Source organism: Pseudomonas sp. TYF_14 (assembly GCF_043105275.1).
In the GTDB taxonomy this organism is placed as follows: Bacteria; Pseudomonadota; Gammaproteobacteria; order Pseudomonadales; family Pseudomonadaceae; genus Aquipseudomonas; species Aquipseudomonas alloputida.
In genome coordinates this window covers 90191-114009 of record NZ_JBICLK010000082.1, presented here as the reverse complement: position 1 = coordinate 114009, position 23819 = coordinate 90191, and the positions used below count along the sequence as shown (strand labels likewise).

Annotated in this window: 23 protein-coding genes and 1 pseudogene; 11 read left to right on the top strand and 13 right to left on the bottom strand. The window is 61.7% G+C overall.

The window, feature by feature from the left end:
• Positions 1 to 94 precede the first annotated feature (94 nt).
• From ACF8O8_RS22340 to ACF8O8_RS22315, 6 genes are all read left to right on the top strand, one after another.
• The gene (locus tag ACF8O8_RS22340) at positions 95 to 1033 is read left to right on the top strand and encodes a 2-hydroxyacid dehydrogenase (RefSeq protein WP_392510495.1); all 939 of its coding nucleotides are present in this window, start codon (positions 95 to 97) and stop codon (positions 1031 to 1033) included.
• Positions 1034 to 1085: 52 nt separating this feature from the next.
• Positions 1086 to 1874: a PhzF family phenazine biosynthesis protein gene (locus ACF8O8_RS22335; RefSeq protein WP_010955053.1), complete on the top strand. Its 789-nt coding sequence runs from the start codon at positions 1086 to 1088 to the stop codon at positions 1872 to 1874.
• A gap of 67 nt (positions 1875 to 1941) precedes the next feature.
• Positions 1942 to 2349 (top strand): GFA family protein, encoded by a 408-nt coding sequence (locus ACF8O8_RS22330; protein WP_004577113.1) that lies wholly within the window; start codon positions 1942 to 1944, stop codon positions 2347 to 2349.
• Between the two features lie 127 nt (positions 2350 to 2476).
• Positions 2477 to 2815, top strand: coding sequence for an FKBP-type peptidyl-prolyl cis-trans isomerase (locus ACF8O8_RS22325; RefSeq protein ID WP_019099528.1), 339 nt, complete (start codon positions 2477 to 2479; stop codon positions 2813 to 2815).
• Positions 2816 to 3049: 234 nt separating this feature from the next.
• Positions 3050 to 3712, top strand: a complete 663-nt coding sequence (locus ACF8O8_RS22320; RefSeq protein ID WP_010955050.1) for a histidine phosphatase family protein — start codon at positions 3050 to 3052, stop codon at positions 3710 to 3712.
• 44 nt (positions 3713 to 3756) lie between these two features.
• Positions 3757 to 4950, top strand: a complete 1194-nt coding sequence (locus ACF8O8_RS22315) for a D-amino acid dehydrogenase (protein ID WP_392510494.1) — start codon at positions 3757 to 3759, stop codon at positions 4948 to 4950.
• A gap of 118 nt (positions 4951 to 5068) precedes the next feature.
• Here ACF8O8_RS22315 and ACF8O8_RS22310 read toward each other — a convergent pair whose 3' ends face one another.
• From ACF8O8_RS22310 to ACF8O8_RS22300, 3 genes are all read right to left on the bottom strand, one after another.
• A complete protein-coding gene (locus ACF8O8_RS22310; RefSeq protein ID WP_010955048.1) occupies positions 5069 to 5797 on the bottom strand; it encodes an aspartate/glutamate racemase family protein in 729 nt (242 codons plus the stop codon).
• Positions 5798 to 5813: 16 nt separating this feature from the next.
• The gene (locus ACF8O8_RS22305; protein ID WP_010955047.1) at positions 5814 to 7346 is read right to left on the bottom strand and encodes an NCS1 family nucleobase:cation symporter-1; all 1533 of its coding nucleotides are present in this window, start codon (positions 7344 to 7346) and stop codon (positions 5814 to 5816) included.
• Between the two features lie 497 nt (positions 7347 to 7843).
• Positions 7844 to 8281, bottom strand: a complete 438-nt coding sequence (locus tag ACF8O8_RS22300; protein WP_003254357.1) for an Lrp/AsnC family transcriptional regulator — start codon at positions 8279 to 8281, stop codon at positions 7844 to 7846.
• 133 nt (positions 8282 to 8414) lie between these two features.
• Between ACF8O8_RS22300 and ACF8O8_RS22295 the strand changes: the two genes are divergently transcribed.
• Together ACF8O8_RS22295 and ACF8O8_RS22290 are read left to right on the top strand one after the other, a co-directional pair.
• Positions 8415 to 9338, top strand: coding sequence for a DMT family transporter (locus ACF8O8_RS22295; RefSeq protein WP_010955046.1), 924 nt, complete (start codon positions 8415 to 8417; stop codon positions 9336 to 9338).
• Between the two features lie 31 nt (positions 9339 to 9369).
• Positions 9370 to 10296 carry a class I SAM-dependent methyltransferase gene (locus ACF8O8_RS22290; RefSeq protein WP_392510493.1) on the top strand — a complete coding sequence of 309 codons (927 nt, stop codon included), beginning with the start codon at positions 9370 to 9372 and terminating at the stop codon, positions 10294 to 10296.
• 13 nt (positions 10297 to 10309) lie between these two features.
• Here the strand turns inward: ACF8O8_RS22290 and ACF8O8_RS22285 are convergent, their stop codons facing one another.
• Together ACF8O8_RS22285 and ACF8O8_RS22280 are read right to left on the bottom strand one after the other, a co-directional pair.
• Positions 10310 to 11308 carry a sulfate ABC transporter substrate-binding protein gene (locus ACF8O8_RS22285; RefSeq protein ID WP_010955044.1) on the bottom strand — a complete coding sequence of 333 codons (999 nt, stop codon included), beginning with the start codon at positions 11306 to 11308 and terminating at the stop codon, positions 10310 to 10312.
• A gap of 207 nt (positions 11309 to 11515) precedes the next feature.
• Positions 11516 to 12337 (bottom strand): ion transporter, encoded by an 822-nt coding sequence (locus ACF8O8_RS22280; protein ID WP_064493256.1) that lies wholly within the window; start codon positions 12335 to 12337, stop codon positions 11516 to 11518.
• Between the two features lie 154 nt (positions 12338 to 12491).
• On the opposite strand from ACF8O8_RS22280, the gene ACF8O8_RS22275 reads away from it, so the two are divergent.
• The gene (locus ACF8O8_RS22275) at positions 12492 to 13229 is read left to right on the top strand and encodes an RHS repeat-associated core domain-containing protein (protein WP_392510492.1); all 738 of its coding nucleotides are present in this window, start codon (positions 12492 to 12494) and stop codon (positions 13227 to 13229) included.
• A gap of 287 nt (positions 13230 to 13516) precedes the next feature.
• Here ACF8O8_RS22275 and ACF8O8_RS22270 read toward each other — a convergent pair.
• A pseudogene (locus ACF8O8_RS22270) lies at positions 13517 to 13772 on the bottom strand (hypothetical protein); the annotation flags it as partial.
• A gap of 140 nt (positions 13773 to 13912) precedes the next feature.
• Between ACF8O8_RS22270 and ACF8O8_RS22265 the strand changes: the two are divergent.
• Positions 13913 to 14650, top strand: a complete 738-nt coding sequence (locus ACF8O8_RS22265; protein ID WP_392510491.1) for an RHS repeat-associated core domain-containing protein — start codon at positions 13913 to 13915, stop codon at positions 14648 to 14650.
• On the opposite strand, the gene ACF8O8_RS22260 is transcribed toward ACF8O8_RS22265, so the two are convergent.
• The 6 genes from ACF8O8_RS22260 to gcl form a co-directional block, all read right to left on the bottom strand.
• Positions 14647 to 15522: an urea transporter gene (locus ACF8O8_RS22260; protein WP_350298136.1), complete on the bottom strand. Its 876-nt coding sequence runs from the start codon at positions 15520 to 15522 to the stop codon at positions 14647 to 14649. The two genes, ACF8O8_RS22265 and ACF8O8_RS22260, sit on opposite strands and share 4 nt — an antisense overlap.
• 206 nt (positions 15523 to 15728) lie before the next feature.
• Complete coding sequence (pyk, locus tag ACF8O8_RS22255; protein WP_003254349.1) at positions 15729 to 17144, bottom strand: pyruvate kinase; 1416 nt, start codon at positions 17142 to 17144, stop codon at positions 15729 to 15731.
• A complete protein-coding gene (locus ACF8O8_RS22250) occupies positions 17141 to 18415 on the bottom strand; it encodes a glycerate kinase (protein WP_003254348.1) in 1275 nt (424 codons plus the stop codon). Before ACF8O8_RS22250 ends, pyk begins: the two co-directional genes overlap by 4 nt.
• Before the next feature lie 233 nt (positions 18416 to 18648).
• Entirely contained in the window at positions 18649 to 19542 is an 894-nt protein-coding gene (locus tag ACF8O8_RS22245) for a 2-hydroxy-3-oxopropionate reductase (RefSeq protein ID WP_010955040.1), read from the bottom strand.
• Positions 19543 to 19694: 152 nt separating this feature from the next.
• Positions 19695 to 20477 carry a hydroxypyruvate isomerase gene (hyi, locus tag ACF8O8_RS22240; protein WP_010955039.1) on the bottom strand — a complete coding sequence of 261 codons (783 nt, stop codon included), beginning with the start codon at positions 20475 to 20477 and terminating at the stop codon, positions 19695 to 19697.
• 54 nt (positions 20478 to 20531) lie between these two features.
• Complete coding sequence (gcl, locus tag ACF8O8_RS22235; protein ID WP_010955038.1) at positions 20532 to 22307, bottom strand: glyoxylate carboligase; 1776 nt, start codon at positions 22305 to 22307, stop codon at positions 20532 to 20534.
• 257 nt (positions 22308 to 22564) lie between these two features.
• On the opposite strand from gcl, the gene ACF8O8_RS22230 reads away from it, so the two are divergent.
• Positions 22565 to 23005 (top strand): heme-binding protein, encoded by a 441-nt coding sequence (locus ACF8O8_RS22230; protein ID WP_010955037.1) that lies wholly within the window; start codon positions 22565 to 22567, stop codon positions 23003 to 23005.
• A 122-nt stretch (positions 23006 to 23127) separates the two neighbouring features.
• On the opposite strand, the gene ACF8O8_RS22225 is transcribed toward ACF8O8_RS22230, so the two are convergent.
• A complete protein-coding gene (locus ACF8O8_RS22225) occupies positions 23128 to 23739 on the bottom strand; it encodes a TetR/AcrR family transcriptional regulator (protein ID WP_010955036.1) in 612 nt (203 codons plus the stop codon).
• Positions 23740 to 23819 lie beyond the last annotated feature (80 nt).

Here is a 23819-nt window from a genome sequence, read left to right as displayed (position 1 = left end):
AGTACAGTACAGTACAGTTTTGCCTTGTTATTTCCATTGACTGTACCGGCCGGTGACTCCGCATAATGACGCCTCCAATTCACCCGGAGGTGGCATGAGCAAGACAGTCCTGGTACTGGTGGAAACCGTCGACGATTACCTGCCTATGCTGGAGCAGGCCGGTTACCACCTGATCCGTGCCCCTTCGCCGCAACTGCGCGCCGATGCCATTCATCGCCACGCCGAAGAAATCGATGCGGTACTCACCCGTGGGCCGCTGGGGCTATCCGCCACCGAAATTGACGCATTACCCAGATTGCAGATCATCTGCGTGATTGGCGCCGGCTACGAGCAGGTCGACCTGGCCGCCGCCGCTGCCCGCGGCATAACCGTCACCAATGGCGCCGGGGCCAATGCCGCAGCCGTCGCCGACCACACCCTGGCCCTGCTGCTGGCGCTGCTGCGCGACATCCCCCGTGCCGATGCCAGCACGCGGCGCGGTGAATGGAACCGGGTGATCAGCCCCTCCGTGAGTGGCAAGCGCCTGGGCATTCTCGGCCTCGGCGCAGTGGGGCTGGCGATCGCCAAGCGGGCCCACTTGGGCTTCGACATGCACGTCAGCTACCACAGCCGCACAGCACGCCAGGATGTGCCCTATGCCTGGTACGACAGCCCCCGACACTTGGCTGAAGCCGTCGACATTCTGGTGGTGGCCACCCCCGGTGGCGCCAACACCCGGCATCTGGTCGATGCCCACGTCCTTCAGGCCCTGGGGGCTGAAGGCTATCTGGTGAACATCGCCCGTGCCAGCGTGGTCGACACCCAGGCCCTGATTGCTGCATTGCAGCGTGGCCAGCTGGCTGGCGCCGCGCTGGATGTATTCGATGACGAGCCGACAGTGCCCGATGCACTCAAGGCCTTGCCCAACACCGTGCTCACACCCCACGTGGCTGGCCAGTCGCCAGAAGCCGCGCGCGACACGGTGGACTTGGTGCTGCGCAACCTGCAGGCGTTCTTTGCCGGTGAGCCAGTTTTGACCCCGGTACGCCCTTAACCCTTTTTCCAGATATCTGCCTGGCAGCGCCCGGGCAACAAGGAGTGTGTGCATGCAACTTGAAATCTTCCAGGTCGATGCCTTTTCCACTGAACCGTTCGGTGGCAACCCGGCCGCAGTGATCCCGCTGGACAGCTGGCTGCCGGACGATGTGCTGCAGCGCATCGCTGAAGAAAACAACCTGTCAGAAACAGCCTACTTCGTGCGCAAAGGCGAAACGTTCGACCTGCGTTGGTTCACCCCCACCGTGGAAGTCGACCTGTGCGGCCATGCTACCTTGGCCTCGGCTTACGTGCTGTTCGAGCAACTGGGTGAGCAGGCGCAAGTGCTTCGCTTCAATACCCGCAGTGGCGAGTTGCGCGTCAGCCGTGGCGCTGATGGCCTGCTGGCCATGGACTTCCCCGCCAAACAACCCGTAGCGGTCGACATGCCAGCGGGCCTTTTGCAGGCGCTGGGCTTGAGCCAGGCGAAGGCGGTGTACCTTAGCGACGATTATGTCGTGGTGATCGATGACGCCATGCTGCTCGAAACGTTGAAACCAGACTTTGTTGCGCTGTCGGCCTTCGACGTCCGTGGCATTGCCGTGACCGCGGCAGGGCGTGGCTTTGACTTCGTCACCCGCTGGTTCGGCCCGCGGGTTGGTGTGAATGAAGACCCGGTAACCGGTTCGGCACACACCTCGCTGGCGCCGTTATGGGCCCAAAGGCTGGGCAAGAACGTGCTGAGCTGCGAGCAGGGCGGGGCACGCAAAGGGCAGTTGCAGTGCGAAGTGCCGGGCAATGGCCGCGTGATCATCAGTGGGCGGGCGGCGTTGTACCTGCGGGGCAATGTGTACATCTAGTACGGCGTGCGATGCCCTGGGTGGCTTCTATAATTGCAGGCCCATCTTTCCGTTCAAGGAGCCACCCATGGCCCTGGAAAAACACGGCACCTGCCTGTGCGGCGACACGCGGCTGACGGTCACCGTCGACAATACCCATATCAGCGCTTGTCATTGCAGCATGTGCCGCAAGTGGACCGGCGGCCCGCTGCTGGTGGTGCACTGCAGCAAGCCTCCGCTGATCGAAGGGCGTGCGCCCAGCGTCTATGATTCGTCCGACTGGGCCCAGCGTGCTTTCTGTGGCCGCTGTGGTACGCACCTGTACTACCGGCTCAAGGCCAACGACTTCCATGCCGTGCCGGTCGGCCTGCTTGATGGCGACCAAGCCTGGGATTTCGACCTGCAGATCTTCGTCGAAGAGAAACCCGCGTGGTACTGCTTCGCCAATCAGACCAAGGAGCTGTCCGGCCAAGAGGTGTTCGAGCAGAACAGCTGATTCAACGTCATGTCTGTACGGAGGCATTCCGTCGGCGAATGCCTCCGTACAATTCTGCGTGAACTTGCCAAACCGGTGCATTCCTGAGAAAAGGGCGGTTTTGTTTTTCAGCGTTTGGAGTGTACCCGTGAGCCAAGAACTGCAGATCATCGACCTGGTCGAGGGAGACGGCAAAGCCGCCGTCAAAGGTGCCCTGATCACCACCCAGTACACCGGCTGGCTGGCCGATGGCAGCGAGTTCGACTCGTCCTGGTCGCGCGGTAAGCCGTTCCAGTGCGTGATCGGTACCGGCAGGGTAATCAAAGGCTGGGACCAAGGCCTGATGGGCATGCGTGTTGGCGGCAAGCGCAAGCTGCAGGTACCGGCACACCTGGGGTATGGCGAACGCAGCGTAGGGGCGATCCCGCCGAATTCGGACCTGACCTTCGAGATCGAACTGCTGGAAGTGCTCACGCGGGATGATTGAGTGGTCACGTTGCAACCCGAGGTTCTTGCACCTTACACAATTGCGCAACACCCAGCCCCTAACCTAGGCCTTGCCTAGGGAACGGCATTCACCTCCAGGGAGGAACCAAACGGGTTCGGGGCACTCTGACCCTCACGCGTTGCCAAGGATGGCATTCACTGCACGGGCGCCCTGCAACTGGCCGGGCGATGTGGCGGGTAAACCCGATATTCTCTGCCACACGAGCCTGCCTTGATGAAGTTGCCAACATTCTTTCGCCGTCGTCGTCACTTGCTGCTGAGCCTGGTGCTCACTGCCATCGCCGCGCCGTTGGCGCTGGAGGCTGTCGAAAGCCGGGCACAACCGGTGGATGGCACCCAGACCCTGGTGTTTCTGCGTCATGGCGAGAAGCCGGGCGAAGGGCTCGGGCAGTTGAACTGCCAAGGTCTCAACCGTGCGCTGGACCTGGCCAGTGTACTGCCCGAGCGCTTTGGCAAGGCCGACTACGTGTTTGCCGCCAACCCCACGCGGCATGTCGAGGAAGGCAGCCGGGACGAAAGCTACAGCTACATCCGCCCATTGATGACCATCACCCCCAGTGCCATCCGCCTCGGCTTGCCGGTGAATATCGACTACGGCGCCAACGACACCGCTGAACTGGCCGATGAGTTGCTGAGCGACAAATACCGCAATGCGACCATCTACACGGCCTGGTCCCACGGCTACCTGCCGGAACTGATCAACACCGTGGCCGGAAAGGCCCTGGGGGAGGAGCGGGTGATCACCGAGGACTGGAGCGGCGAAGACTTCGACACCCTCTACGTATTGACCCTGACCTGGCGCGATGGCAAAGCCAGCCTGCTGAGCCGCAATGTGCGCCAGGGCCTGAATGACGGTGCGCATAGCTGCCCGACCTGATCCGCTGGTACTGTTTGGCAAGGAAGCCGGAACAGGGATGAGCGATGAAGCAGCGGGTAACGGTGATCGGTGGTGGAGTGGTGGGCCTGGCGACGGCTTACGCGCTGGTTCGGGAAGGGTGGTCGGTTGACCTGATCGAGGCCCGCGACAGCCTGGCGTCGGCCACCAGCTTCGCCAATGGCGGGCAATTGTCCTATCGCTATGTGGCGCCGCTGGCTGATGCCGGGGTGCCGTGGCAGGCGCTGGGCTGGCTGTTGCGGGGCGAGTCGCCATTGCGCTTGCGCTTGCGCATGGACCCGGCCCAGTGGCGCTGGCTGCTGGCATTCACCCTGGCTTGTAGGCGTAGCGTCAATCGCCGTAATGCCGGGCAATTGCTTGAGCTGGCGCTGTGCAGCCAGGCCGTTCTGGCGCAATGGCGCGAAGACCATAACCTGGGAGATTTCGGCTGGCGGCGCAATGGCAAGCTGGTGGCTTTTCGCAGTGAACGGGCCTTTGCCCAAGGCCGGGAACAGTTGACGGACCCGGCCAGTCAGCAGGTGCTGGCGGCTGCCGAGCTGCGCGGGCTGGAGCCTGCCCTGGATGGCGCACCGTTTGTGGGGGGCGTGTTCACGGCGGGCGAAGAGGTTGGCGATTGCCACGTGTTTTGCTTGCGGCTGGAGGCGCTGTTGCGCGCGTCGGGCCAGTGCCGTTTCCTGCTTGGCCGGCCGGTGACGCAATTGGTTCAGCGCCAGGGCCAGGTCGTGGCACTGCAACTGGGCGATCAGCAGCTGGACGTGGAGCAGTTGGTGCTGTGTGCCGGGCATCGCGGCCCAGGCTTGGCATTACCGGGGGTGCAGATACCGGTTTACCCGTTGAAGGGCTACAGCCTGACCGCACCGATCAGCACCGGGCACCTGCCCCCGGAGGTGAGCCTTACTGACTATGAGCGCAAAATCGTCTATGCACGCCTGGGGCAGCAGCTGCGGGTAGCGGCGATGGTGGACATTGTCGGCTTCGACGAGTCGGTGGACATGCGCCGTTTGCAGAGCATGCGGCGGCTGGCGCTGGAGACGCTGCCAAGGGCGGCGGATTATGGCCAGGCGGTGGAATGGGCGGGGATGCGACCAGCGACACCGACCGGGGTGCCGATCATAGGTGGGACAGTGTACCGCAACCTGTGGCTGAACCTGGGGCATGGGGCGTTGGGATTCACCTTGGCCTGTGGCAGTGCGCAGCGTTTGGCCAGGATGATGCGTTAAGCGGGCCGGCCTCTTCGCGGCTAAAGCCGCTCCTACGAGGACCCCACGGTATTCAGGCTTGTGCTGGTCCGGTAGGAGCGGCATCAGCCGCGAAGAGGCCGGTACAGGCGAAGGATGTCTAGCGGCCGAAGCGCATCGGCCAGCCCACCACTTTCTTCGCCCGTGGCGTCGCGTAGGTGCGCACTTTGGACGTGCTCAAACCCATGCGCACCAGCGATTCGGCAATGGTCACCGCTGCACTCACACCATCCACCACCGGCACGCCGGTGCGTTGGCGAATCTGCTCGTCCAGCCCGGCCATGCCGCCACAACCCAGGCAGATCACCTCGGCCTTGTCGTCGCGCACGGCGCGTTCGGCCTGCTCGACAATCGCCTCTACGGCCCGCAGCGGGTCGGCTTCCAGTTCCAGCACCGCCAGCCCGCTGGCTCGCACCGAGGCGCAGCGGTCATACAGGCCCGAGAGCTTCAGGCGGTCCTCGATCAGTGGCACGGTGCGGTCGAGCGTGGTTACTACGGAATAGGCGTGGCCCAGGTACATTGCCGTGCTGGCGGCGGCGTCGGTAATGTCCACCACAGGCACGTTGAGCAGTTCCTGCAGGCCTTCGCGGCCATGTTCGCCATAACCGGCCTGGATCACGGCATCGTAAGGCCCTTCAAAGGCCAGTACCCGGTCCATCACCGCGATGGCCGCCAGGTAGCTCTCGAAATTGCCCTCCACCGATTCGGCGCCAAACCAGGGTGTCAGGCCGACGATTTCGGTACCGGGTGCGGCCACCGCACGGGCCTGTTCGGCAATGGCGTGGGTGATGGCTTCGGTAGTGTTGACGTTGGCGATCAGAATACGCATGGGCAGTCCTCCTTGATCAATGGCCGCTGTGGTCGACGGCGATGCACTCGCCGCTGACGTCGTGGTAATGGCGGTTACGTGGCGCGATAAGCAGGTACAGGGCGGCGGCGATGCCGGCACCAATCAGCCAGGAGAACGGCGCGATGCCCTGGAAGTTGGGCACCAGGGCCAGCACGATGGCCAGCAGTGCGGCCGGCACGAAGGCGGCCACGGCGCGCAGGTTGATGCCCTTGCTGTAGTGATAGGCGCCGGCCGGGTGCTCGGTATACAGCTCCGGCACGTTGATGCAGCCTTTGCGCAGCAACCAGTAGTCGGACATGATCACGCCGTACAGCGGGCCTAGCAGGGCGCCCAGGCCCGACAGGAAGTACACGATCACCAGCGGGCTGTTGTACAGGTTCCAGGGCAGGATCAGCACCGCCAGGGTGGCGCTGATCAGCCCGGCACGGCGGAAGTTCAGGTGGCGCGGCGCCAGGTTGCTGAGTACGAAAGCCGGGGCGACGAAGTTGGCCATGATGTTCACCGCTACGGTGACGATCAGGAAGGCCAGGCAGCCGAGCACCAGGAATGGCGTGCTGGGTATGGCGGCGACGATCTGCGTCGGGCTGTCGATGATCTGGCCGTTGATCTGGAATTGCGCGCCGCACAGCACCACGGTGATCACGGCGAATACCAGGATGTTTACCGGCAGGCCCCAGAAGTTGCCCACGCGGATGGTCTTGCGGCAAGGCGAGGAGCGGGCGAAGTCACAGAAGTTCAGCACCAGGGTGCCGTAGATCGCCAGCCACAGTGCGCCGCCGGCAAAGATGTTGCGCCACATCTCGTAGCCGGTCAGCGGCGTAGCCACCGACCAGGCAATGCGCGCGTCGGCCTTGAAGTACATGAACACCGCCAGTGCGGCGACGGTCAGCAGGATCACAGGCCCGGCAAAGGCCTCGTAACGGCGCACCATCTCCATGCCGTAGGCCAGGATCACCAGCTGCACCAGCCAGATCGACACGAAACACACCCAGCCCAGGCTCGACAGGCCGAGGATGCTGTCGTGGTCGTAGGCTGCTATTTGCGGCCAAACGGCGGTGAGCAGCACCCGCAGCACCACCGATGCCAGGTAGGTCTGGATGCCGAACCAGGCGATGGCGATGACGGCACGGATCAGCGCCGGGATCTGCGCGCCGTGGATGCCGAAGGCAATGCGGCTGATGACCGGGAACGGTACCCCGGTTTTCTGCCCCATGTAACCCGACAGGTTCATGAAGAAGTACACCAGTGCCGCGCCGATGGCCAGCGACAGCAGAATTTGCCAGCCACCCAGGCCGAGGGCGAACAAGCCCATGGCGAACGAATAGTTGGCGATATTGTGCACATCGTTTGTCCACAGCGCGAAGATGCTGTAGCCGCCCCAGCGACGGCCTTCCATACGCGTTGGCGCGAGGTCGCGGTTATGCAGGCGCGGGCTGAGAACAAGGTCCGGCTGGTGGCCGGCAAGCGTGGACGCGGGGTGTGTGCTGGCGACGGATAGTTCAGGGGCAAGGTCGAGGCTGCTACTCATTCCGGCGGGCTCCTGATGCACTTGGACTGCGATGAGCGGGCATGCGCACGGGCTCGCCATCTCGTCGGTGCAGCGTTGGCATCACAGGGTTGTGGGCGCGGCGGCTGACATTGGGGTCGGCGTCGCGGATTCTTGTGTATCTATGTTTTGTTTAAGTTGTATACAAAACACGAACACAAAAAAGCGAGTTCCATGCCAAGGGAAGAGCAGGTTTCAACAGGCGATGATTTCGAACTTATCTTGTTAAAAGGTAAGTTAATGAAATACAGAGAATATAAGTTGACCGTATGAACAAGTTTAAATTTTTGAAAGATTGATTAGTTGATCAATTGGTCAAAATAACGGGAGGAAAGTGTGTAACGAATTGGGGCGCTACTGAAGAAAGTGCACACAAAAATGGCACCTATGGTTACGTTTTTGTCTACAAAAAATACTCAGCTTTTCCTGTACTGGCCTCTTCGCGGGCACGCCTGCGAAGAGGCCAGCACAGGAGCCAATCAATCCATTGGCGGCAACCGCCGCTTGACCGGGGTCTTCTTGATGATCGCGGTATTGGTCTCGGCCAGCACATTCATGAGGTCGAGCAGGGTGTCCAGCTGCTCCATCGAGCGCACATGCAGTCGGGCGACGAAGCAGTCTTCGCCAATGACCTTGTCGCATTCGGTGAACTCAGGGATGGCAATGATCTGGCGCTCCACCTCCTGCAGCTTCCCCGGTAGCGGACGGATGCGCACGATCGCCTGCAACTGGTAGCCAAAGGCGCGCGGGTCGACCTCCACGGTATAGCCGCGCAGCACGCCACGCTCTTCCAGTCGGCGCAGGCGCTCGCTGACGCTGGGTGCGGACAGCCCGCTGACCTGCGCCAGCGCCTTGAGCGAGCGGCGCGAGTCCTCCATCAGTGCGTTGATCAATAATTGGTCGATGGCATCGGTCATACCCACCTCATCAGGTAATTCGTGTTATTTACCTTGATAGTAAAGGTAGGTTGGCGAAAATGCCTTGGTTATCCGCTGGATGGCCAGCCTGCAGCCTTTGCATACTGTTGCCATTATCAAAGGGAGGTTTGAGATGGACAGTTCATTGCGCCGTGGCTCGCTGGAAATGGTCGCTGCCATGCTGATTTCCGGGACCATTGGCTGGTTCGTGCTGGTGTCCGGCCAGCCGGTGCTGGATGTGGTGTTCTGGCGCTGCGTATTCGGTGCCGTGACCTTGCTGGCGATTTGCGCCGCGTTTGGCTTTCTGCGCCCGGGGGTGATCAGCCGCACGGCATTTTTGCTGGCGATAGCCAGCGGGGTGGCCATTGTCGGCAACTGGCTGCTGTTGTTCGCTTCATACGCCCGGGCGTCGATTGCCATCGGCACGGCGGTGTACAACGTGCAGCCGTTCATGCTGGTGGGGCTGGCGGCGCTGTTTCTGGGCGAAAAGATCACCTTGGCCAAGGTGACCTGGCTGAGTGTGGCGTTCCTCGGCATGCTGGCCATCGTCAGTGCCCATGGCGCTGGGCAAAGTAATGGCGAGGACTATCTGCTGGGGATTGCCCTGGCGCTGGGGGCGGCGTTTCTGTATGCGATCGCGGCCTTGATCATCAAGCGCCTGAGTGGCACGCCCCCGCACCTGATTGCGTTGATTCAGGTAACCACGGGTGTGTTGCTGCTGGCGCCATGGGTCACGCTTGGCGGGTTGCCGGTTGAAGTGCCCGCGTTGGCCAGCTTGTTGACACTGGGTATGGTGCACACCGGCCTGATGTATGTGCTGTTGTACAGCGCCATCCAGCGTTTGCCCACGGCCTTGACCGGTGCGCTGTCGTTCATTTACCCGATTGCGGCAATTCTGGTGGACTGGGTGGCGTTCGGGCACCGCCTGGCGCCGCTGCAGTGGCTGGGGGTGGGGTTGATCCTGCTGGCGGCGGCGGGGATGCAGCAGGGGTGGTGGTTCCGCTCGGCGCGGCATCCTGTAGGCGCGGGTTTACCCGCGAAGAGGCCCGCAAGGTAGAATGCCGCTTTTTGCCAGCCTGCGATCCGCCATGACCTTGCCCATCGACACCCTTGAGCAACACCTGCTTGCCGCCCTCGACCCTGCCCCACAGGAAACCCGCCGCCTGTTTCACGGCCGCGGCCGCTGCTGGCAGGGCCTGGAGCAGGTGACCGTCGACTGGCTGCAGGGCGTGTTGTCGGTCGCCTTGTTCCGTGAGCCGGCCGAAGGCCAGCTCGCCGAACTGGAAGCCATGCTGCGCAGCTTGGCCGCGCGTCCGCAGTGGACGGGGCAGGCGGTCATCATCCAGCACCGCTACCTGCCCGACAGCCCGGGCCAGTGGCTGCTGGGCGAGCCGTGCCAGCAACGCGAAGTGATCGAGGACGGCCTGACCTACCTGCTGGACTTGGGCGTGCGGCAAAACAATGGCCTGTTCCTCGACATGCGCTATGGCCGCCGTTGGGTGCGCGAGCAGGCGGCGGGCAAGCGCGTGCTGAACCTGTTCGCTTATACCTGCGGCTTTTCCGTGGCAGCGATTGCCGGTGGCGCTGAGCAGGTGGTGAACCTGGACATGGCCAAGTCGGCGCTGTCGCGGGGCCGGGACAACCATCGCCTCAATGGCCACGATGCATCACGGGTGGCGTACCTGGGGCATGAACTGTTCAAGTCGTGGGGCAAGGTGCGCAAGTACGGGCCTTATGACCTGATCATCATCGACCCGCCGACCTTCCAGCGTGGCAGCTTTGTGCTGACCCAGGATTACGCAAAGATCCTGCGGCGTTTGCCGGAGTTGTTGAGCGAAGGCGGGACGGTGCTGGCGTGTGTCAACGACCCGGGGATCGGGCCTGAGTTTCTGATTGAAGGCATGGCAGAGCAGGCGCCTTCGTTGGCGTTTGTCGAGCGGTTGGAAAACCCGCCGGAGTTTCCGGATGTGGACCCGGCGGGGGGCCTGAAGGCCTTGGTATTCCGCCGGGGTTGATGTTGCTTGTGCGTTACTGACCGGTATAGATCTGGTCAAACACCCCACCATCATTGAAGTGGGTCTTCTGCACGGTACGCCAGTCACCGAAGGTTTTCTCCACCGACAGGAAGTCCACTTTCGGGAAGCGGTCGGTGTACTTGGCCAGTACCGTCGCATCACGCGGGCGCAGGTAGTTGTTGGCGGCGATCTCCTGGGCTGCTGGTGACCACAGGTACTTCAGGTATTCCTCGGCCACGGCCTGGGTGCCTTTCCGGGCCACTACCTTGTCGACCACCGTCACCGGTGGTTCGGCTTCGGCCGATACGCTTGGGTAGACCACTTCGAACTGGTCGCGGCCGAACTCGCGGGCGATCATCTCGGCTTCGTTCTCGAAGGTGACCAGCACGTCACCGATCTGGTTGGTCATGAACGTGGTGGTGGCGGCACGGCCACCGGTGTCCAGTACGGGTGCCTGCTTGAACAGCTTGCCGACGAAGTCGCGGGCTTTGCTTTCATCGCCGCCTTGCTTGAGTACGTAGCCCCAGGCCGACAGGTAGGTATAGCGGCCATTACCCGAGGTTTTCGGGTTGGGCACGATCACCTGCACACCGTCCTTGAGCAGGTCGGGCCAGTCTTTGAGGGCTTTCGGGTTGCCCTTGCGCACAATGAACACAGTGGCCGAGGTGAACGGCGCGCTGTTGTTCGGCAGGCGGGTTACCCAGTCGTCGGGCACCAGCTTGCCGTTGTCGGCCAGGGCGTTGATGTCGGTGGCCATGTTCATGGTGATGACATCGGCCGGCAGGCCATCGATCACCGCACGGGCCTGCTTGCTCGAGCCGCCGAAGGACATCTGCACGTTGACCTTCTCGTTGTGCTCGGCTTCCCAGTGCTTCTGGAAGGCCGGGTTGTAGTCCTTGTAGAAGTCGCGCATCACGTCGTAGGAAACGTTGAGCAGGGTAGGGGCGGCCTGGGCGAGGTTGCCCAGGGCCAGGCCTGCGGCGAGCAGCGAGGCGGTGAAGAGTTTTTTCACGTTGCGTCCTTGTTCTTGAAGGGTGTTGGGGCAGATTGCCAGCGACTATAACGGGTGGGTTTATACGGGTTAAAGAACAAAAAATGCTTTGGTTATGCTTCTGCCTGTGCCGGCCTCTTCGCGGGTAAACCCGCTCCTACGGGGGACCGCGCACGGTCCGCGCCTGTAGGAGCGGATTTACCCGCGAAGAGGCCGGCGCAGGCGCTATCACGCTTTGGGAAACAACCCATTCCCACAGCGAGAACAGAACGCCGCCCCCTGCTCGTGGGTCTTCTTGTGGCAGGTCGGGCAATCATGCTGCAGCTGCTCCCCACGCATGGCATTGGCCAGCTCGGCGGTAAAGATGCCGGTCGGCACGGCAATGATCGAGTAACCGGTAATCATCACCAGCGACGACAGCACCTGCCCCAGCGGGGTCTTGGGCACGATGTCGCCAAAGCCCACGGTGGTCAGGGTAACGATGGCCCAGTAGATGCCTTTGGGGATGCTGGTAAAGCCATGCTCAGGCCCTTCGATCACGTACATCAGCGTGCCGAACACCGTTACCAGCGTCGATACCGTCACCAGGAACACGATGATCTTCTGCTTGCTGCCGCGCAGCGCCTCCATCAGGTAATGGGCCTGCTTGAGGTACGGGCTGAGCTTGAGTACACGGAAGATCCGCAGCATCCGGATGACCCGGATGATGAGCAGGTACTGGGCGTCGCTGTAGTACAGCGCGAGGATCCCCGGCACGATCGCCAGTAAATCGACCAGGCCGTAGAAACTGAAGGCATAGCGCAACGGCTTGGGCGAGCAGTACAGGCGGGTGATGTATTCGGCCAGGAAGATCGCGGTAAAGCCCCACTCGATGCCGGCCAGCAGGCCGGCGTAGCCCTGGTGGACTTCGTCGATGCTGTCGAGGATCACCGTGACCAGGCTGGCCAGGATGATCAGCAGGAGGATCTTGTCGAAGCGGCGGCCTGCTACGGTGTCGGTCTGGAAGACCATGATGTAGAGGCGTTCGCGTAAAGGCAGAGGTGCGGTCATGAAGTGCAGGTTCCGAAAGCTTGAGATGCAAGACTAGATGCACAGGGCCTGCTACGGAAAGGTGAATCATGTCACCTGCTAAAAATGCCAGTACTAAGGTTCTCGTCGAGGCCTCAGTATAAGACTGGGTATTTCATTGACAGCGAGGCGGGAAATGAACGACCAGTCAAAAGCAGTAAGCCGGCAGCGTTTGGGGCACACTTTGTTAGCTTACACACCATTTGGTTTTTTACAGTGTATCGAGAGCGCAACGCGCTTGGCGTTCAATGGGCAGTGGTTGGAGAGAGGAACGCAGGGGTATCTGCTGGGCAGTGGGAAGCGGCTGTTCAATCCTGCACTTATGCGTTTTTCCAGTCCAGACAGTTTGAGCCCCTTTGGCAGAGGCGGCGTGAATGCATACATGTATTGCGGTGGAGATCCTGTGAACCATACCGACCCCTCAGGCAACGCAGGAGTAAAAACCGGTTTCGGTAAGTTCATGAAGCAGAAGAATGTGAACTTGGCGCAGCGGACGAGAGCCAAGAAGTTCTTACGCGAGCCGATGCAGGCGATTGCCGAGCAGAAAGGAACTTTTAGATTTACGGTAAAGGTAGGTTCATCTTATATTGAGGTGAATGTAGTGGACGGGAGCTTCTCTTATGCGTCTAGAACCAGTTTCGATTTGCTGTCGAATCCTGCTAAATACCAAAAAAATGGCATTGAAGTGAGTCTCGACCATGTTCCTATGATGCCGGTTGGTAGGGGTTTTTCATCAACAATGGATCTTGTTCCTAAAGAAAATACCGGCGCAATGCCACCGATTACTCCACAACACCTGCAACTACCGGCTGCAGGGGCGAATTTAAGAGCTAACTTGCCTATCGACGCGACGATTGATTCTTCTGAGGCTTAGCTGAGTGAAGCCGTTGAGTAACGCCGTGGCCCAGTCGGGGCACGGGTTGACAAAATTTTCGGTGTACATGGGGCAGTCAGTGAGGTTGATGGGGGGGCGGTGGGCTTCTTTGGGCCTCGGTTTTCCGCGGTCGGGTAGAGCGGTATTCGGGGAGGGCTTTGCCCTCCAATCGCGACACAAGGCCGCTCCCACAGGGATTGCATTTCCTTGTGCCAGCGCGGCTCTGTCGGAGCGGCCCGCGAATAGGCGGCGCAGGCGCTATCACGCTTTGGGAAACAACCCATTCCCACAGCGAGAACAGAACGCCGCCTCACCAGGAACACGATGTTCTTCTGCTTGCTGCCGCGCAGCGCCTCCATCAGGTAATGGGCCTGCTTGAGGTACGGGCTGAGCTTGAGTACAGATGGCGGCCAGTAAGCCGGCTTAGCTCTGGTGCACTTCGTCGATGCTGTCGAGGATCACCGTGACCAGGCTGGCCAGGATGATCAACAGCAGGATCTTGTCGAAGCGGCGACCGGCTAGGGTGTCGGTCTGGAAGACCATGATGTAGCGGGTTCCGAAGGCAAAGCGGAAAGCCTAGAGGGTCTTTGCCCAAGGCTGCAACGAATGAACTGTTAAAATTGCTAGTTCTCTGGATCGGATTGGCTGGGGCAGAATCCCGTAGGGTCAGGGGGGAGGCGAGCATGAAACTGCAGAGTGGACAGTTACCCGAGCAAATTGCTGTTGAGCGTGCTCAGACGAAGTGGATACGGTCATACGCAGGTTATGGGTATTCACTGAATTGGCCGATTCCTTCATTGGGTTTCAATGGCGAACGGCACGATGGCATCTTGCAAGCCTATGCGCTGGGCAATGGTCACCGATTCTATAGCCCCATTTTTATGCGTTTTTACAGCCCGGATGGTTTAAGCCCTTTTGGGAATGGTGGGCTGAATGCTTACTGTTATTGTGAGGGTGATCCGATAAACAGCTCTGACCCGTCAGGTCAGATGAAACGTGTGAAAACTGGGCTAACTGCTGAGTTTAAGCGCTTTGGCATACCGAAAATTTTCAAAAGGGGAGTGAAGAATCATTTCGCGAACAGCTCTGAAGCTTACAGCTTGGGTATTGGTAGTGCTGGATACGAAATTTCCAGAGGTAAGGATGGTCGGTTTACGGTGGTCAAGGTTGATGGTTTGGGCGCTACTCGGAAACAGTTGGAGCGCTCTCAAGCAGACAACGTTCTCCTTCAAGAACAGAATCAAGTGCTGCAGAGCAGGCTAGATGAGCAGCTAGCGCTACGCTCTCTTCCGAAGCCTCTTCGTCCTCTACCTCCGTCTCCGTCTCCGCCCCCGCGCCCGCCAAAGGGTATTTCCTCGGCACCCGATCCAGCTCCCATTAGGCTGCCAGAGGCGGAGTGGATATTTGCACCCCCCCGTTAGTTCGGTAATCGATGTGAGCTGTCTTTCTGTGTCCTATGACCTAGGTGATCAGCTACATGCATCAGCCAGCAGGCGGCGACAAAGGGCGCGGTCAGGCCGGGCACAGGCATCAGCTTGAACAGCGGTTGCAGCAGCAAGGCCAAGGCAATCGCCAGCAGGGTCACCCAGGGTTTTTCACCTCGCCTGCTGAAGGCCAGTGCCGCCAGGGCTGCGTTGAAACCGTATAGCCCCAACCAGGCAGCTTGCGGTTGATCGGTGAGCAACGCCACGCCGCCACCAATGGCCGAGCCGATCACCGCCCACATCGCCGCATAGGGATTGGCGATGAACATGCCGACGATGATCAGCAACCCGGCCAAGGGCTGGTCGAGCAGGAAAATCTGGCCCACGCCGCGGGCCAACGCATACAGCGGGTCAGCTTCGACGAACCCGCTGGGCGAGGGGCTGGCGACCAGCAGTGTGGCCCAGCCCAGCAATACGAAAGGGGAGGTGTAGGCAATCAGCAACTTGCCGCCACGCTTGCGCCACTGGTGCGTGATGATGCTGGACAAGCCGCCGGCGGCGATGATCAGGGGGGGCAATATGGCCGACCAGGGCAGCACGGCGCTGATCAGGATGCCGATCAGTACGCCGTTGTAGCAGTAAAGCCCGGCCTGGCGGTCGGCACGGTCATAGCCGCGTGCCTGGGCGGTGAGCAGGCCGGCCAGGGCGCCAAGCAGCGCGCCGCCGACCAGGTTGGGTGCGGTCAGCAGGATGGCCAGCAGGCAGCACAGGCCGCACAGGGGGTTGCGCAGCAGCAGCACCTGGCTGAAGCCGTTGAGTAACGCCGTGGCCCAGTCGGGGCACGGGTTGACGAAATTTTTGGTGTACATGGGGCAGTCAGTGAGGTTGATGGGGGAGCGGTGGGCCTCTTTGGGCCTCGGTTTTCCGCGGTCAGGTAGAGCGGTATTCGGGGAGGGCTTTGCCCTCCAATCGCGAAACAAGGCCGCTGCCACAGGGACTGCATTCCCTTGTGCCAGCGCGGCCCTGTGGGAGCGGCCTTGTGTCGCGAAAGGGGCGCAACGCGCCCCCGGCAATCTCAGATCAAAGTCTCGATCCGCAGCGTGTTAGTCGTACCCGGCTTGCCGAAAGGCACGCCAGCGGTGATCAGCAGCGTGTCGCCACGGCTGGCCATGCCTTGCGCCTGGGCAATCTCCAGGGCGGTGGAAACCACCTCGTCGACCTGACGCAGGCGGTCGTTGACCACCGAATGCACACCCCAGGCCACGCTCAGGCGCCGTGCGGTGTTCAGGTTCGGCGTCAGGTTGAGGATCGGTGCCCGTGGCCGCTCGCGTGCAGCCCGCAATGTCGAGGCACCCGACTCGCTGTAGTTGACCAGCACCGCCACCGGCAGGATGCCGCTGATGCGGCGGATGGCGCAGCTGATGGCATCCGACACGGTCGCTTCGGCCTTTGGCCGGCCGACGTCGAGCTGGGCCTGGTAGTCCGGGCCGTTCTCCACCTGGCGGATGATCTTGCTCATCATCTGCACAGCTTCCAGCGGGTAATCGCCCGAGGCCGTCTCGGCCGACAGCATCACAGCGTCGGCACCTTCGGCCACGGCGTTGGCCACGTCAGTGACTTCGGCACGGGTTGGCGCTGGCGAGAAACGCATGGATTCGAGCATCTGCGTGGCCACCACCACGGGTTTGCCCAGCTGGCGGCAGGTGCCGATGATGCGCTTCTGGATCTGCGGCACGCTTTCGGCCGGTACTTCCACGCCCAGGTCACCACGGGCCACCATGATCGCGTCTGCCAGCTCGGCGATGGCTTGCAGTTGCTCGACGGCCGATGGCTTCTCGATCTTGGCCATCAGGTAGGCGCGGTCACCGATCAGCTGGCGCGCTTCGACGATGTCTTCAGGGCGCTGAACGAACGACAGGGCGACCCAGTCCACACCCAGCTCCAGGCCAAAGGCCAGGTCGCGGCGGTCTTTTTCGGTGAGCGGGGAGAGGTCGAGCACCGCTTGCGGTACGTTGACGCCCTTGCGGTCGGAAAGCTCGCCACCATTCAGCACCTCGGTGTCGATGGCGTCGCTGTGCTTGGCGGTCACGCGCAGGCGCAGCTTGCCGTCGTCCAGCAGCAGGTCCATGCCGGGTTCGAGGGCGGCGATGATTTCGGGGTGCGGCAGGTTGACCCGGCGGCTGTCGCCCGGGGTCTTGTCCAGATCCAGGCGCAGGGCCTGCCCGCGTTGCAACTGCACCTTGCCTTCGGCGAAGCGGCCAACGCGCAGCTTCGGCCCTTGCAGGTCCATGAGGATGCCCAGCGGGTAGTTCAGCTGTTGCTCGACTTCGCGGATCCACTGGTAGCGCAGGGCGTGGTCGGCATGTTCGCCGTGGCTGAAGTTGAGGCGGAAGATGTTCACCCCGGCTTCGACCAGCTGGCGGATATCGTCGATGCCGTTGATCGCAGGGCCAAGGGTGGCAAGGATCTTAACTTTTTTATCAGGCGTCATGATTGGGCAGTCTCAAGGATCAGGATGGCGCGGAAGTCGTTGACGTTGGTGCGGGTCGGTTCGGTGACGATCAGCGCATCCAGCGCGGCGAAGTAGCCGTAGCCGTTGTTGTTGTCCAGCTCGTCGCTGGCCGACAGGCCCAAGGCTTCGGCGCTGGCGTAGCTGGCCGGGGTCATGAAGGCACCGGCGTTTTCTTCCGAGCCATCGATGCCGTCGGTGTCACCGGCCAGGGCGTACACGCCCGGCAGGCCTTTCAGGCTTTCGGTGAGGCTGAGCAGGAACTCGGCGTTACGCCCGCCACGGCCATTGCCGCGCACGGTCACGGTGGTTTCGCCACCCGACAGGATCACGCAGGGCGCTTTGAGCGGCTGGCCGTGTTGAACGATTTGCCGGGCGATACCGGCATGCACCTTGGCCACTTCGCGCGATTCACCTTCCAGGTCGCCGAGAATCAGCGGGCTGAAACCGGCCTGACGGGCTTTGACCGCGGCAGCCTCCAGCGACTGCTGGGGTTTGGCGATCAACTGGAAGTGGCTGCGGGCCAGGGCCGGGTCATCGGCCTTGACGGTTTCCGAGGCCGGGTTGTTCAGCCAGTCGATGACCGCTTTGGGCGCTTCGATGTTGTAGCGTTTGAGGATGGCCAGGGCGTCGGCCGAGGTGCTCGGGTCGGCCACGGTGGGGCCGGAGGCGATTACCGTGGCGAGGTCGCCCGGTACATCGGAAATGGCATAGGTGTAGACCGTGGCCGGCCAGCAGGCCTTGGCCAGGCGCCCGCCCTTGATCGCCGAGAGGTGCTTGCGCACGCAGTTCATCTCGCCGATGGTGGCGCCGGATTTCAGCAGCGCCTTGTTGATCTGCTGCTTGTCGGCCAGGGTCAGGCCTTCGGCAGGCAGGGCCAGCAACGCCGAGCCACCGCCAGACAGCAGGAAGATGACGCGGTCTTCTTCGTTGAGGTTGCTGACCAGTTCCAGCACGCGCTTGGCCACAGCCAGGCCGGCAGCGTCCGGGACCGGGTGGGCGGCTTCGACCACCTCGATCTTCTGGCAGTTGGCGCCGTGGCCGTAACGGGTCACGACCAGGCCGGAGACTTCACCCTGCCAGCTTTTCTCGACCACTTCGGCCATTGCAGCTGCGGCCTTGCCGGCGCCGATGACGATAACCCGGCCGCTGCGATCGGCGGGCAGGTAGGGTTCGAGGACTTGACGGGGGTGGGCGGCGGCGATGGCTGTGTCGAACAGTTCGCGGAGAAGTTTTTGCGGATCGACCGACATGGCAGGCTCCCAATTATTGTTGTTCTGCAGAATCAAAAACGCCCCTGGAACTGCCTCCGTGCAGGCCGAACCAGGGGCGGGTGTTGCTCGGGGTCACCCCTGAGCCTGTGGTCGCAGGTTCAGCGGTGTTGGCTTCTTCGCGGGCTTGCCCGCTCCCACAGGTACTGCACAGGTTTCGAGGGTGGTGCGATCCCTGTGGGAGCGGGCGTGCCCGCGAAGAGGCCGGTAAGGTCTTACTTGTCGTCGCGGATCGAGAAGTTGGCCATGTGCTCCAGGCCTTTGATCAGCGCCGAGTGGTCCCAGTTGCCGCCGCCCAGGGCCTGGCAGGTGTTGAACACTTGCTGGGCATTGGAGGTGTTGGGCAGGTTGATGCCCAGTTCCTTGGCGCCTTGCAGGGCCAGGTTCAGGTCCTTCTGGTGCAGGTTGATGCGGAAGCCTGGGTCGAAGGTGCCCTTGATCATGCGCTCGGCGTGCACTTCGAGGATTTTCGACGAAGCAAAGCCGCCCATCAGTGCTTCGCGCACCTTGGCAGGGTCGGCGCCGTTCTTGGCGGCGAACAGCAGGGCTTCGGCCACGGCCTGGATGTTCAGGGCGACAATGATCTGGTTGGCGACCTTGGCGGTCTGGCCGTCACCGTTGCCACCGACGCGGGTGATGTTCTTGCCCATGGCTTCGAACAGCGGCAGGGTGCGCTCGAAGGCGTTCGGGCAGCCACCGACCATGATGCTCAGGGTCGCCGCCTTGGCGCCGACTTCACCACCGGACACCGGGGCGTCCAGGTAGGCGGCACCGGTAGCCTTGATCTTCTCGGCGAAGGCTTTGGTGGCGGTTGGCGAGATCGAGCTCATGTCGATCACCACCTTGTTCGGGCCAACGCCCTCGGCCACGCCGTTTTCACCGAACAGGACGCTTTCGACCTGCGGGGTGTCGGGGACCATGACGATGATGAATTCGGCTTCCTGGGCAACCTCTTTCGGGTTGGCCAGGGCCACGGCACCGGCAGCGATCAGGTCGGCTGGCGCGGCGTCGTGGTGGGTGGAAATGAACAGGCTGTGACCTGCCTTTTGCAGGTTCTGAGCCATGGGCTTGCCCATGATGCCGGTGCCGATGAAACCGATTTTAGCCATGAGAAATTACCTCTTTGTAATTGTGATATCTCAAGCAAGCTTTGGCCCCCTGTGGGAGCGGGCTCGCCCGCGAAGCAGACAACTCGGTGGATGGCACCGGCTTTGCCGGTGTTCGCGGGCGAGCCCGCTCCCACAGGGTCCCGAGTTGTTCCTCAGATTGCGTTGTGGGTTTTCAGCCAGCCCAGGCCCGCTTCGGTGGTGGTCAGCGGCTTGTACTCCGCGCCCACCCAGCCCTGGTAGCCAATGCGGTCCAGGTGTTCGAACAGGAAGCGGTAGTTGATCTCGCCGGTGCCTGGTTCATTGCGGCCTGGGTTGTCGGCCAGCTGGATGTGGTTGATCAGCTTCAGGTTGGCTTCCATGGTGCGAGCCAGGTCACCTTCCATGATCTGCATGTGGTAGATGTCGTATTGCAGGAACAGGTTGTCGCTGCCCACTTCGGCCTGGATTTCCAGGGCCTGCTGGGTGGTGTTCAGGTAGAAGCCGGGGATGTCGCGGGTGTTGATCATTTCCATGACCAGGCGGATCCCGGCGCCCTTGAGCTTGTCAGCGGCGTAGCGCAGGTTCTCGACGAAGGTCTTACGCACGGTGGCGCAGTCCGGGCCTTGTGGGCGGATGCCGGCCAGGGCGTTGACCTGAGTATTGCCCAGCACCTTGGCGTACTCGATGGCCTTGTCGACACCGGCACGGAACTCTTCGATGCGGTCGGGGTGGCAGGTGATACCGCGCTCACCTTTGGCCCAGTCGCCGGCCGGCAGGTTGAACAGCACCTGGGTCAGGCCGTTGGCCTCCAGCTGCTGCTTGATGTCGGCAGCGCTGAAGTCGTACGGGAACAGGTATTCGACGCCGCTGAAACCAGCATCGGCGGCAGCCTTGAAGCGGGCCAGGAAGTCCTGTTCGGTGAACAGCATGGACAGGTTGGCAGCGAAGCGAGGCATGAGTTGTCTCCTTGCGATGAAGGCCCCCAGGGCGTGCCTGGGGGCGTCAGGCGATCAGTCCAGCAGCGAGATGGCGGTTGGCGCGTCGTTGCCGACCAGGGCCAGGTCTTCGAATTCGTTGACCGCGTTGATCTCGGTGCCCATGGAAATGTTGGTCACACGCTCGAGAATCACTTCAACCACCACCGGCACGCGGAACTCTTCGGCCATCTTCTGTGCCTTGATCAGGGCAGGGGCGATTTCTGCTGGCTCGAACACACGGATGGCCTTGCAACCCAGGCCTTCGACCACAGCGACGTGGTCGACACCGTAGGTGGCAGCGTCGGTCGAGTTGATGTTCTCGAACGCCAGTTGTACACAGTAATCCATGTCGAAGCCACGCTGCGCCTGGCGGATCAGGCCCAGGTAGGCGTTGTTCACCAGTACGTGGACGTACGGCAGGTTGAACTGTGCGCCTACCGCCAGTTCTTCGATCATGAACTGGAAGTCGTAGTCACCCGACAGCGCCACAACCTTGCGCTTCGGATCGGCTTTGACCACGCCCAGCGCAGCAGGGATGGTCCAGCCCAGCGGGCCGGCCTGGCCGCAGTTGATCCAGTGGCGAGGCTTGTACACATGCAGGAACTGCGCGCCGGCAATCTGCGACAGGCCGATGGTGCTGACGTAGCAGGTGTCCTTGCCGAATACCTGGTTCATTTCTTCGTAGACGCGCTGCGGCTTGACCGGCACGTTGTCGAAGTGGGTCTTGCGCTGCAGGCTCGACTTGCGCTCCTGGCACTCTTCCAGCCAGGCCTTGCGGCATTTGAGCTTGCCGGCGGCTTTCCACTCGCGGGCCACTTCCAGGAACACGTCCAGTGCCTTGCCAGCATCGGAAACGATGCCCAGGTCCGGGGTGAACACGCGGCCGATCTGGGTCGGTTCGATGTCGACGTGCACGAACTTGCGGCCTTCGGTGTAGACATCGACGGAACCGGTGTGGCGGTTGGCCCAGCGGTTACCGATACCGAACACCAGGTCGGATTTCAGCAGGGTTGCGTTGCCATAGCGGTGCGAGGTCTGCAGGCCGACCATGCCGACCATCTGTGCGTGGTCGTCCGGGATGGTGCCCCAGCCCATCAGGGTCGGGATCACGGGTACGCCGGTCAGTTCGGCGAATTCGACCAGCTTGTCACTGGCGTCGGCGTTGATGATGCCGCCACCGGCTACCAGCAGTGGGCGCTCGGCGTCATTGAGCAGGGCCAGGGCTTTTTCGGCCTGTACGCGTGTGGCGGACGGTTTGTGCACGGGCAGCGGTTCGTAGGCGTCGATGTCGAATTCGATTTCGGCCATCTGCACGTCGAACGGCAGGTCGATCAGCACCGGGCCTGGGCGGCCGGTACGCATTTCATAGAAGGCCTTCTGGAAGGCGTAAGGCACCTGGCCTGGCTCCAGAACGGTGGTCGCCCACTTGGTTACTGGCTTGACGATGTTGGTGATGTCGACAGCCTGGAAGTCTTCCTTGTGCAGGCGGGCACGTGGCGCCTGGCCAGTGATGCACAGAATCGGGATGGAGTCGGCCGAGGCACTGTACAGGCCGGTGACCATGTCGGTGCCGGCAGGGCCGGAAGTGCCGATGCACACACCGATGTTGCCCGGGTTGGCGCGGGTGTAGCCCTCGGCCATGTGCGAGGCACCTTCGACGTGACGAGCGAGGACGTGATCGATGCCACCGACTTTCTTCAGGGCCGAATACAACGGGTTGATGGCAGCCCCCGGGATGCCGAACGCGGTATCTACACCTTCACGGCGCATGACCAGAACGGCTGCATCGATTGCTCTCATTTTGCTCATGGTTTGTGCCTCATCGATTTTGTAATTGTATACAACTTGCTTTGCGACAGAGTGTATTCACGCCTGGCGGCTTAGGTCAATGGGTTTTCATCGGCTAAGCTGGCTTTCGTCAGAGCGCCCGTGAAAACGAGGGTTTGCGCCATCGCATACGATTGTTTCAAAATATTGTATACAAAAATATCTCTCGTTGTGTTCTATTTGTTCGATCGGTTTTCAACTGCCCTTAGGGCTTCTCACAACAAGAAGAGGACCTTTCCATGAACGTTCTTAACCTGAAAGTCGCCGTCAGCCTGGTGAATGCCGCGCTGGTGGCGGGCCGCAAGATCAATGCCGCGCCGCTGACCGTGGCGGTGCTGGATGCCGGCGGGCACCTGCTGGCGCTGCAGCGCGAGGATGGCGCTAGCCTGATTCGGCCTGAAGTGGCCACTGGCAAAGCCTGGGGTGCGATTGCCCTGGGCAAGGGCTCGCGCTTGCTGGCGCTGGATGCGCAGCAGCGGCCGGCTTTTTTTGCCGCGTTGAACGGGATGGGTGAGCGGCCGGTGGTGCCGGCGCCGGGTGGGGTGCTGATTCGTGATCAGGACGGCAAGGTGCTGGGTGCCGTGGGGATCAGCGGCGATACGTCGGATATCGACGAGCAGTGTGCGATCAGTGCGATCGAGGAGGTGGGGCTGCGGGCAGATGCCGGGGTAGCGGCCTAAATCTCTATTGCCTGTTCTGGCCCATTCGCGGGCAAGCCCGCTCCCACAGGGACTCCACAACCTTCAGGCATGTGGTGATCCTGTGGGAGCGGGCTTGCCCGCGAATGGCCCTTCGAGATGGTTCAGGCTGCCTCAGGCTCACAACCTTTCAAGACCATACGAATGATGGTCTCGGCCGCCGCGTCATAATCACTGTCGGCCAGCTTGGCCTTACCGGTCACCGCAGAAATCTGCCAGTCGAAGTCGGCATAGGTCTGGGTCGCTGCCCAGATGCTGAACATCAGGTGATGCGCGTCCACATGGGCGATCTGCCCGCGGTCGATCCAGCGCTGGATGCACTCGATGTTGTGTCGGGCCTGTTCGTTCAACTGCTCGACCTGGTTCGGAGACAGGTGCGGCGCGCCATGCATGATCTCGCTGGCGAACACCTTGGACGCATGGGGCAGATCACGCGAAATGCGAATCTTCGAACGAATGTACGCACTCAGCACTTCCTTCGGGTCGCCGTCTGCATTGAACGGCGTGGATGCCTGCATGATCGGCGCGATGATGCTTTCAAGGACCTCGCGGTAGAGATTGTCCTTGGACTTGAAGTAGTAATACACGTTCGGCTTGGGCAGGCCGGCCTTGGCCGCGATATCGCTGGTCTTGGTGGCGGCGAAGCCCTTGTCGGCGAATTCCTCGCTGGCCGCGCGCAGGATCAATTCCTTGTTGCGCTCGCGAATGGTGCTCATGGTCAGGGATCTTCCTCGTGTCTGGCCACCTCTAAGAGGGATCGGGCATGGTAGCACCGGCCTCGACGGGCGCTCAAGGC

Excerpts from the sequence above, each read along its gene's own strand:
- ACF8O8_RS22310 (WP_010955048.1), bottom strand. The coding sequence starts at position 5,797 with ATGCGTATTCTGATCGCCAACGTCAACACTACCGAAGCCATCACCCAC.
- ACF8O8_RS22315 (WP_392510494.1), top strand. The coding sequence starts at position 3,757 with ATGAAGCAGCGGGTAACGGTGATCGGTGGTGGAGTGGTGGGCCTGGCG.
- ACF8O8_RS22295 (WP_010955046.1), top strand. The coding sequence starts at position 8,415 with ATGGACAGTTCATTGCGCCGTGGCTCGCTGGAAATGGTCGCTGCCATG.
- ACF8O8_RS22245 (WP_010955040.1), bottom strand. The coding sequence starts at position 19,542 with ATGGCTAAAATCGGTTTCATCGGCACCGGCATCATGGGCAAGCCCATG.
- ACF8O8_RS22300 (WP_003254357.1), bottom strand. The coding sequence starts at position 8,281 with ATGACCGATGCCATCGACCAATTATTGATCAACGCACTGATGGAGGAC.
- ACF8O8_RS22330 (WP_004577113.1), top strand. The coding sequence starts at position 1,942 with ATGGCCCTGGAAAAACACGGCACCTGCCTGTGCGGCGACACGCGGCTG.
- ACF8O8_RS22225 (WP_010955036.1), bottom strand. The coding sequence starts at position 23,739 with ATGAGCACCATTCGCGAGCGCAACAAGGAATTGATCCTGCGCGCGGCC.
- ACF8O8_RS22280 (WP_064493256.1), bottom strand. The coding sequence starts at position 12,337 with ATGACCGCACCTCTGCCTTTACGCGAACGCCTCTACATCATGGTCTTC.
- ACF8O8_RS22260 (WP_350298136.1), bottom strand. The coding sequence starts at position 15,522 with ATGTACACCAAAAATTTCGTCAACCCGTGCCCCGACTGGGCCACGGCG.
- hyi (WP_010955039.1), bottom strand. The coding sequence starts at position 20,477 with ATGCCTCGCTTCGCTGCCAACCTGTCCATGCTGTTCACCGAACAGGAC.
- ACF8O8_RS22230 (WP_010955037.1), top strand. The coding sequence starts at position 22,565 with ATGAACGTTCTTAACCTGAAAGTCGCCGTCAGCCTGGTGAATGCCGCG.
- gcl (WP_010955038.1), bottom strand. The coding sequence starts at position 22,307 with ATGAGCAAAATGAGAGCAATCGATGCAGCCGTTCTGGTCATGCGCCGT.
- ACF8O8_RS22335 (WP_010955053.1), top strand. The coding sequence starts at position 1,086 with ATGCAACTTGAAATCTTCCAGGTCGATGCCTTTTCCACTGAACCGTTC.
- ACF8O8_RS22265 (WP_392510491.1), top strand. The coding sequence starts at position 13,913 with ATGAAACTGCAGAGTGGACAGTTACCCGAGCAAATTGCTGTTGAGCGT.
- ACF8O8_RS22290 (WP_392510493.1), top strand. The coding sequence starts at position 9,370 with ATGACCTTGCCCATCGACACCCTTGAGCAACACCTGCTTGCCGCCCTC.
- pyk (WP_003254349.1), bottom strand. The coding sequence starts at position 17,144 with ATGACGCCTGATAAAAAAGTTAAGATCCTTGCCACCCTTGGCCCTGCG.
- ACF8O8_RS22250 (WP_003254348.1), bottom strand. The coding sequence starts at position 18,415 with ATGTCGGTCGATCCGCAAAAACTTCTCCGCGAACTGTTCGACACAGCC.
- ACF8O8_RS22320 (WP_010955050.1), top strand. The coding sequence starts at position 3,050 with ATGAAGTTGCCAACATTCTTTCGCCGTCGTCGTCACTTGCTGCTGAGC.
- ACF8O8_RS22340 (WP_392510495.1), top strand. The coding sequence starts at position 95 with ATGAGCAAGACAGTCCTGGTACTGGTGGAAACCGTCGACGATTACCTG.
- ACF8O8_RS22305 (WP_010955047.1), bottom strand. The coding sequence starts at position 7,346 with ATGAGTAGCAGCCTCGACCTTGCCCCTGAACTATCCGTCGCCAGCACA.
- ACF8O8_RS22275 (WP_392510492.1), top strand. The coding sequence starts at position 12,492 with ATGAACGACCAGTCAAAAGCAGTAAGCCGGCAGCGTTTGGGGCACACT.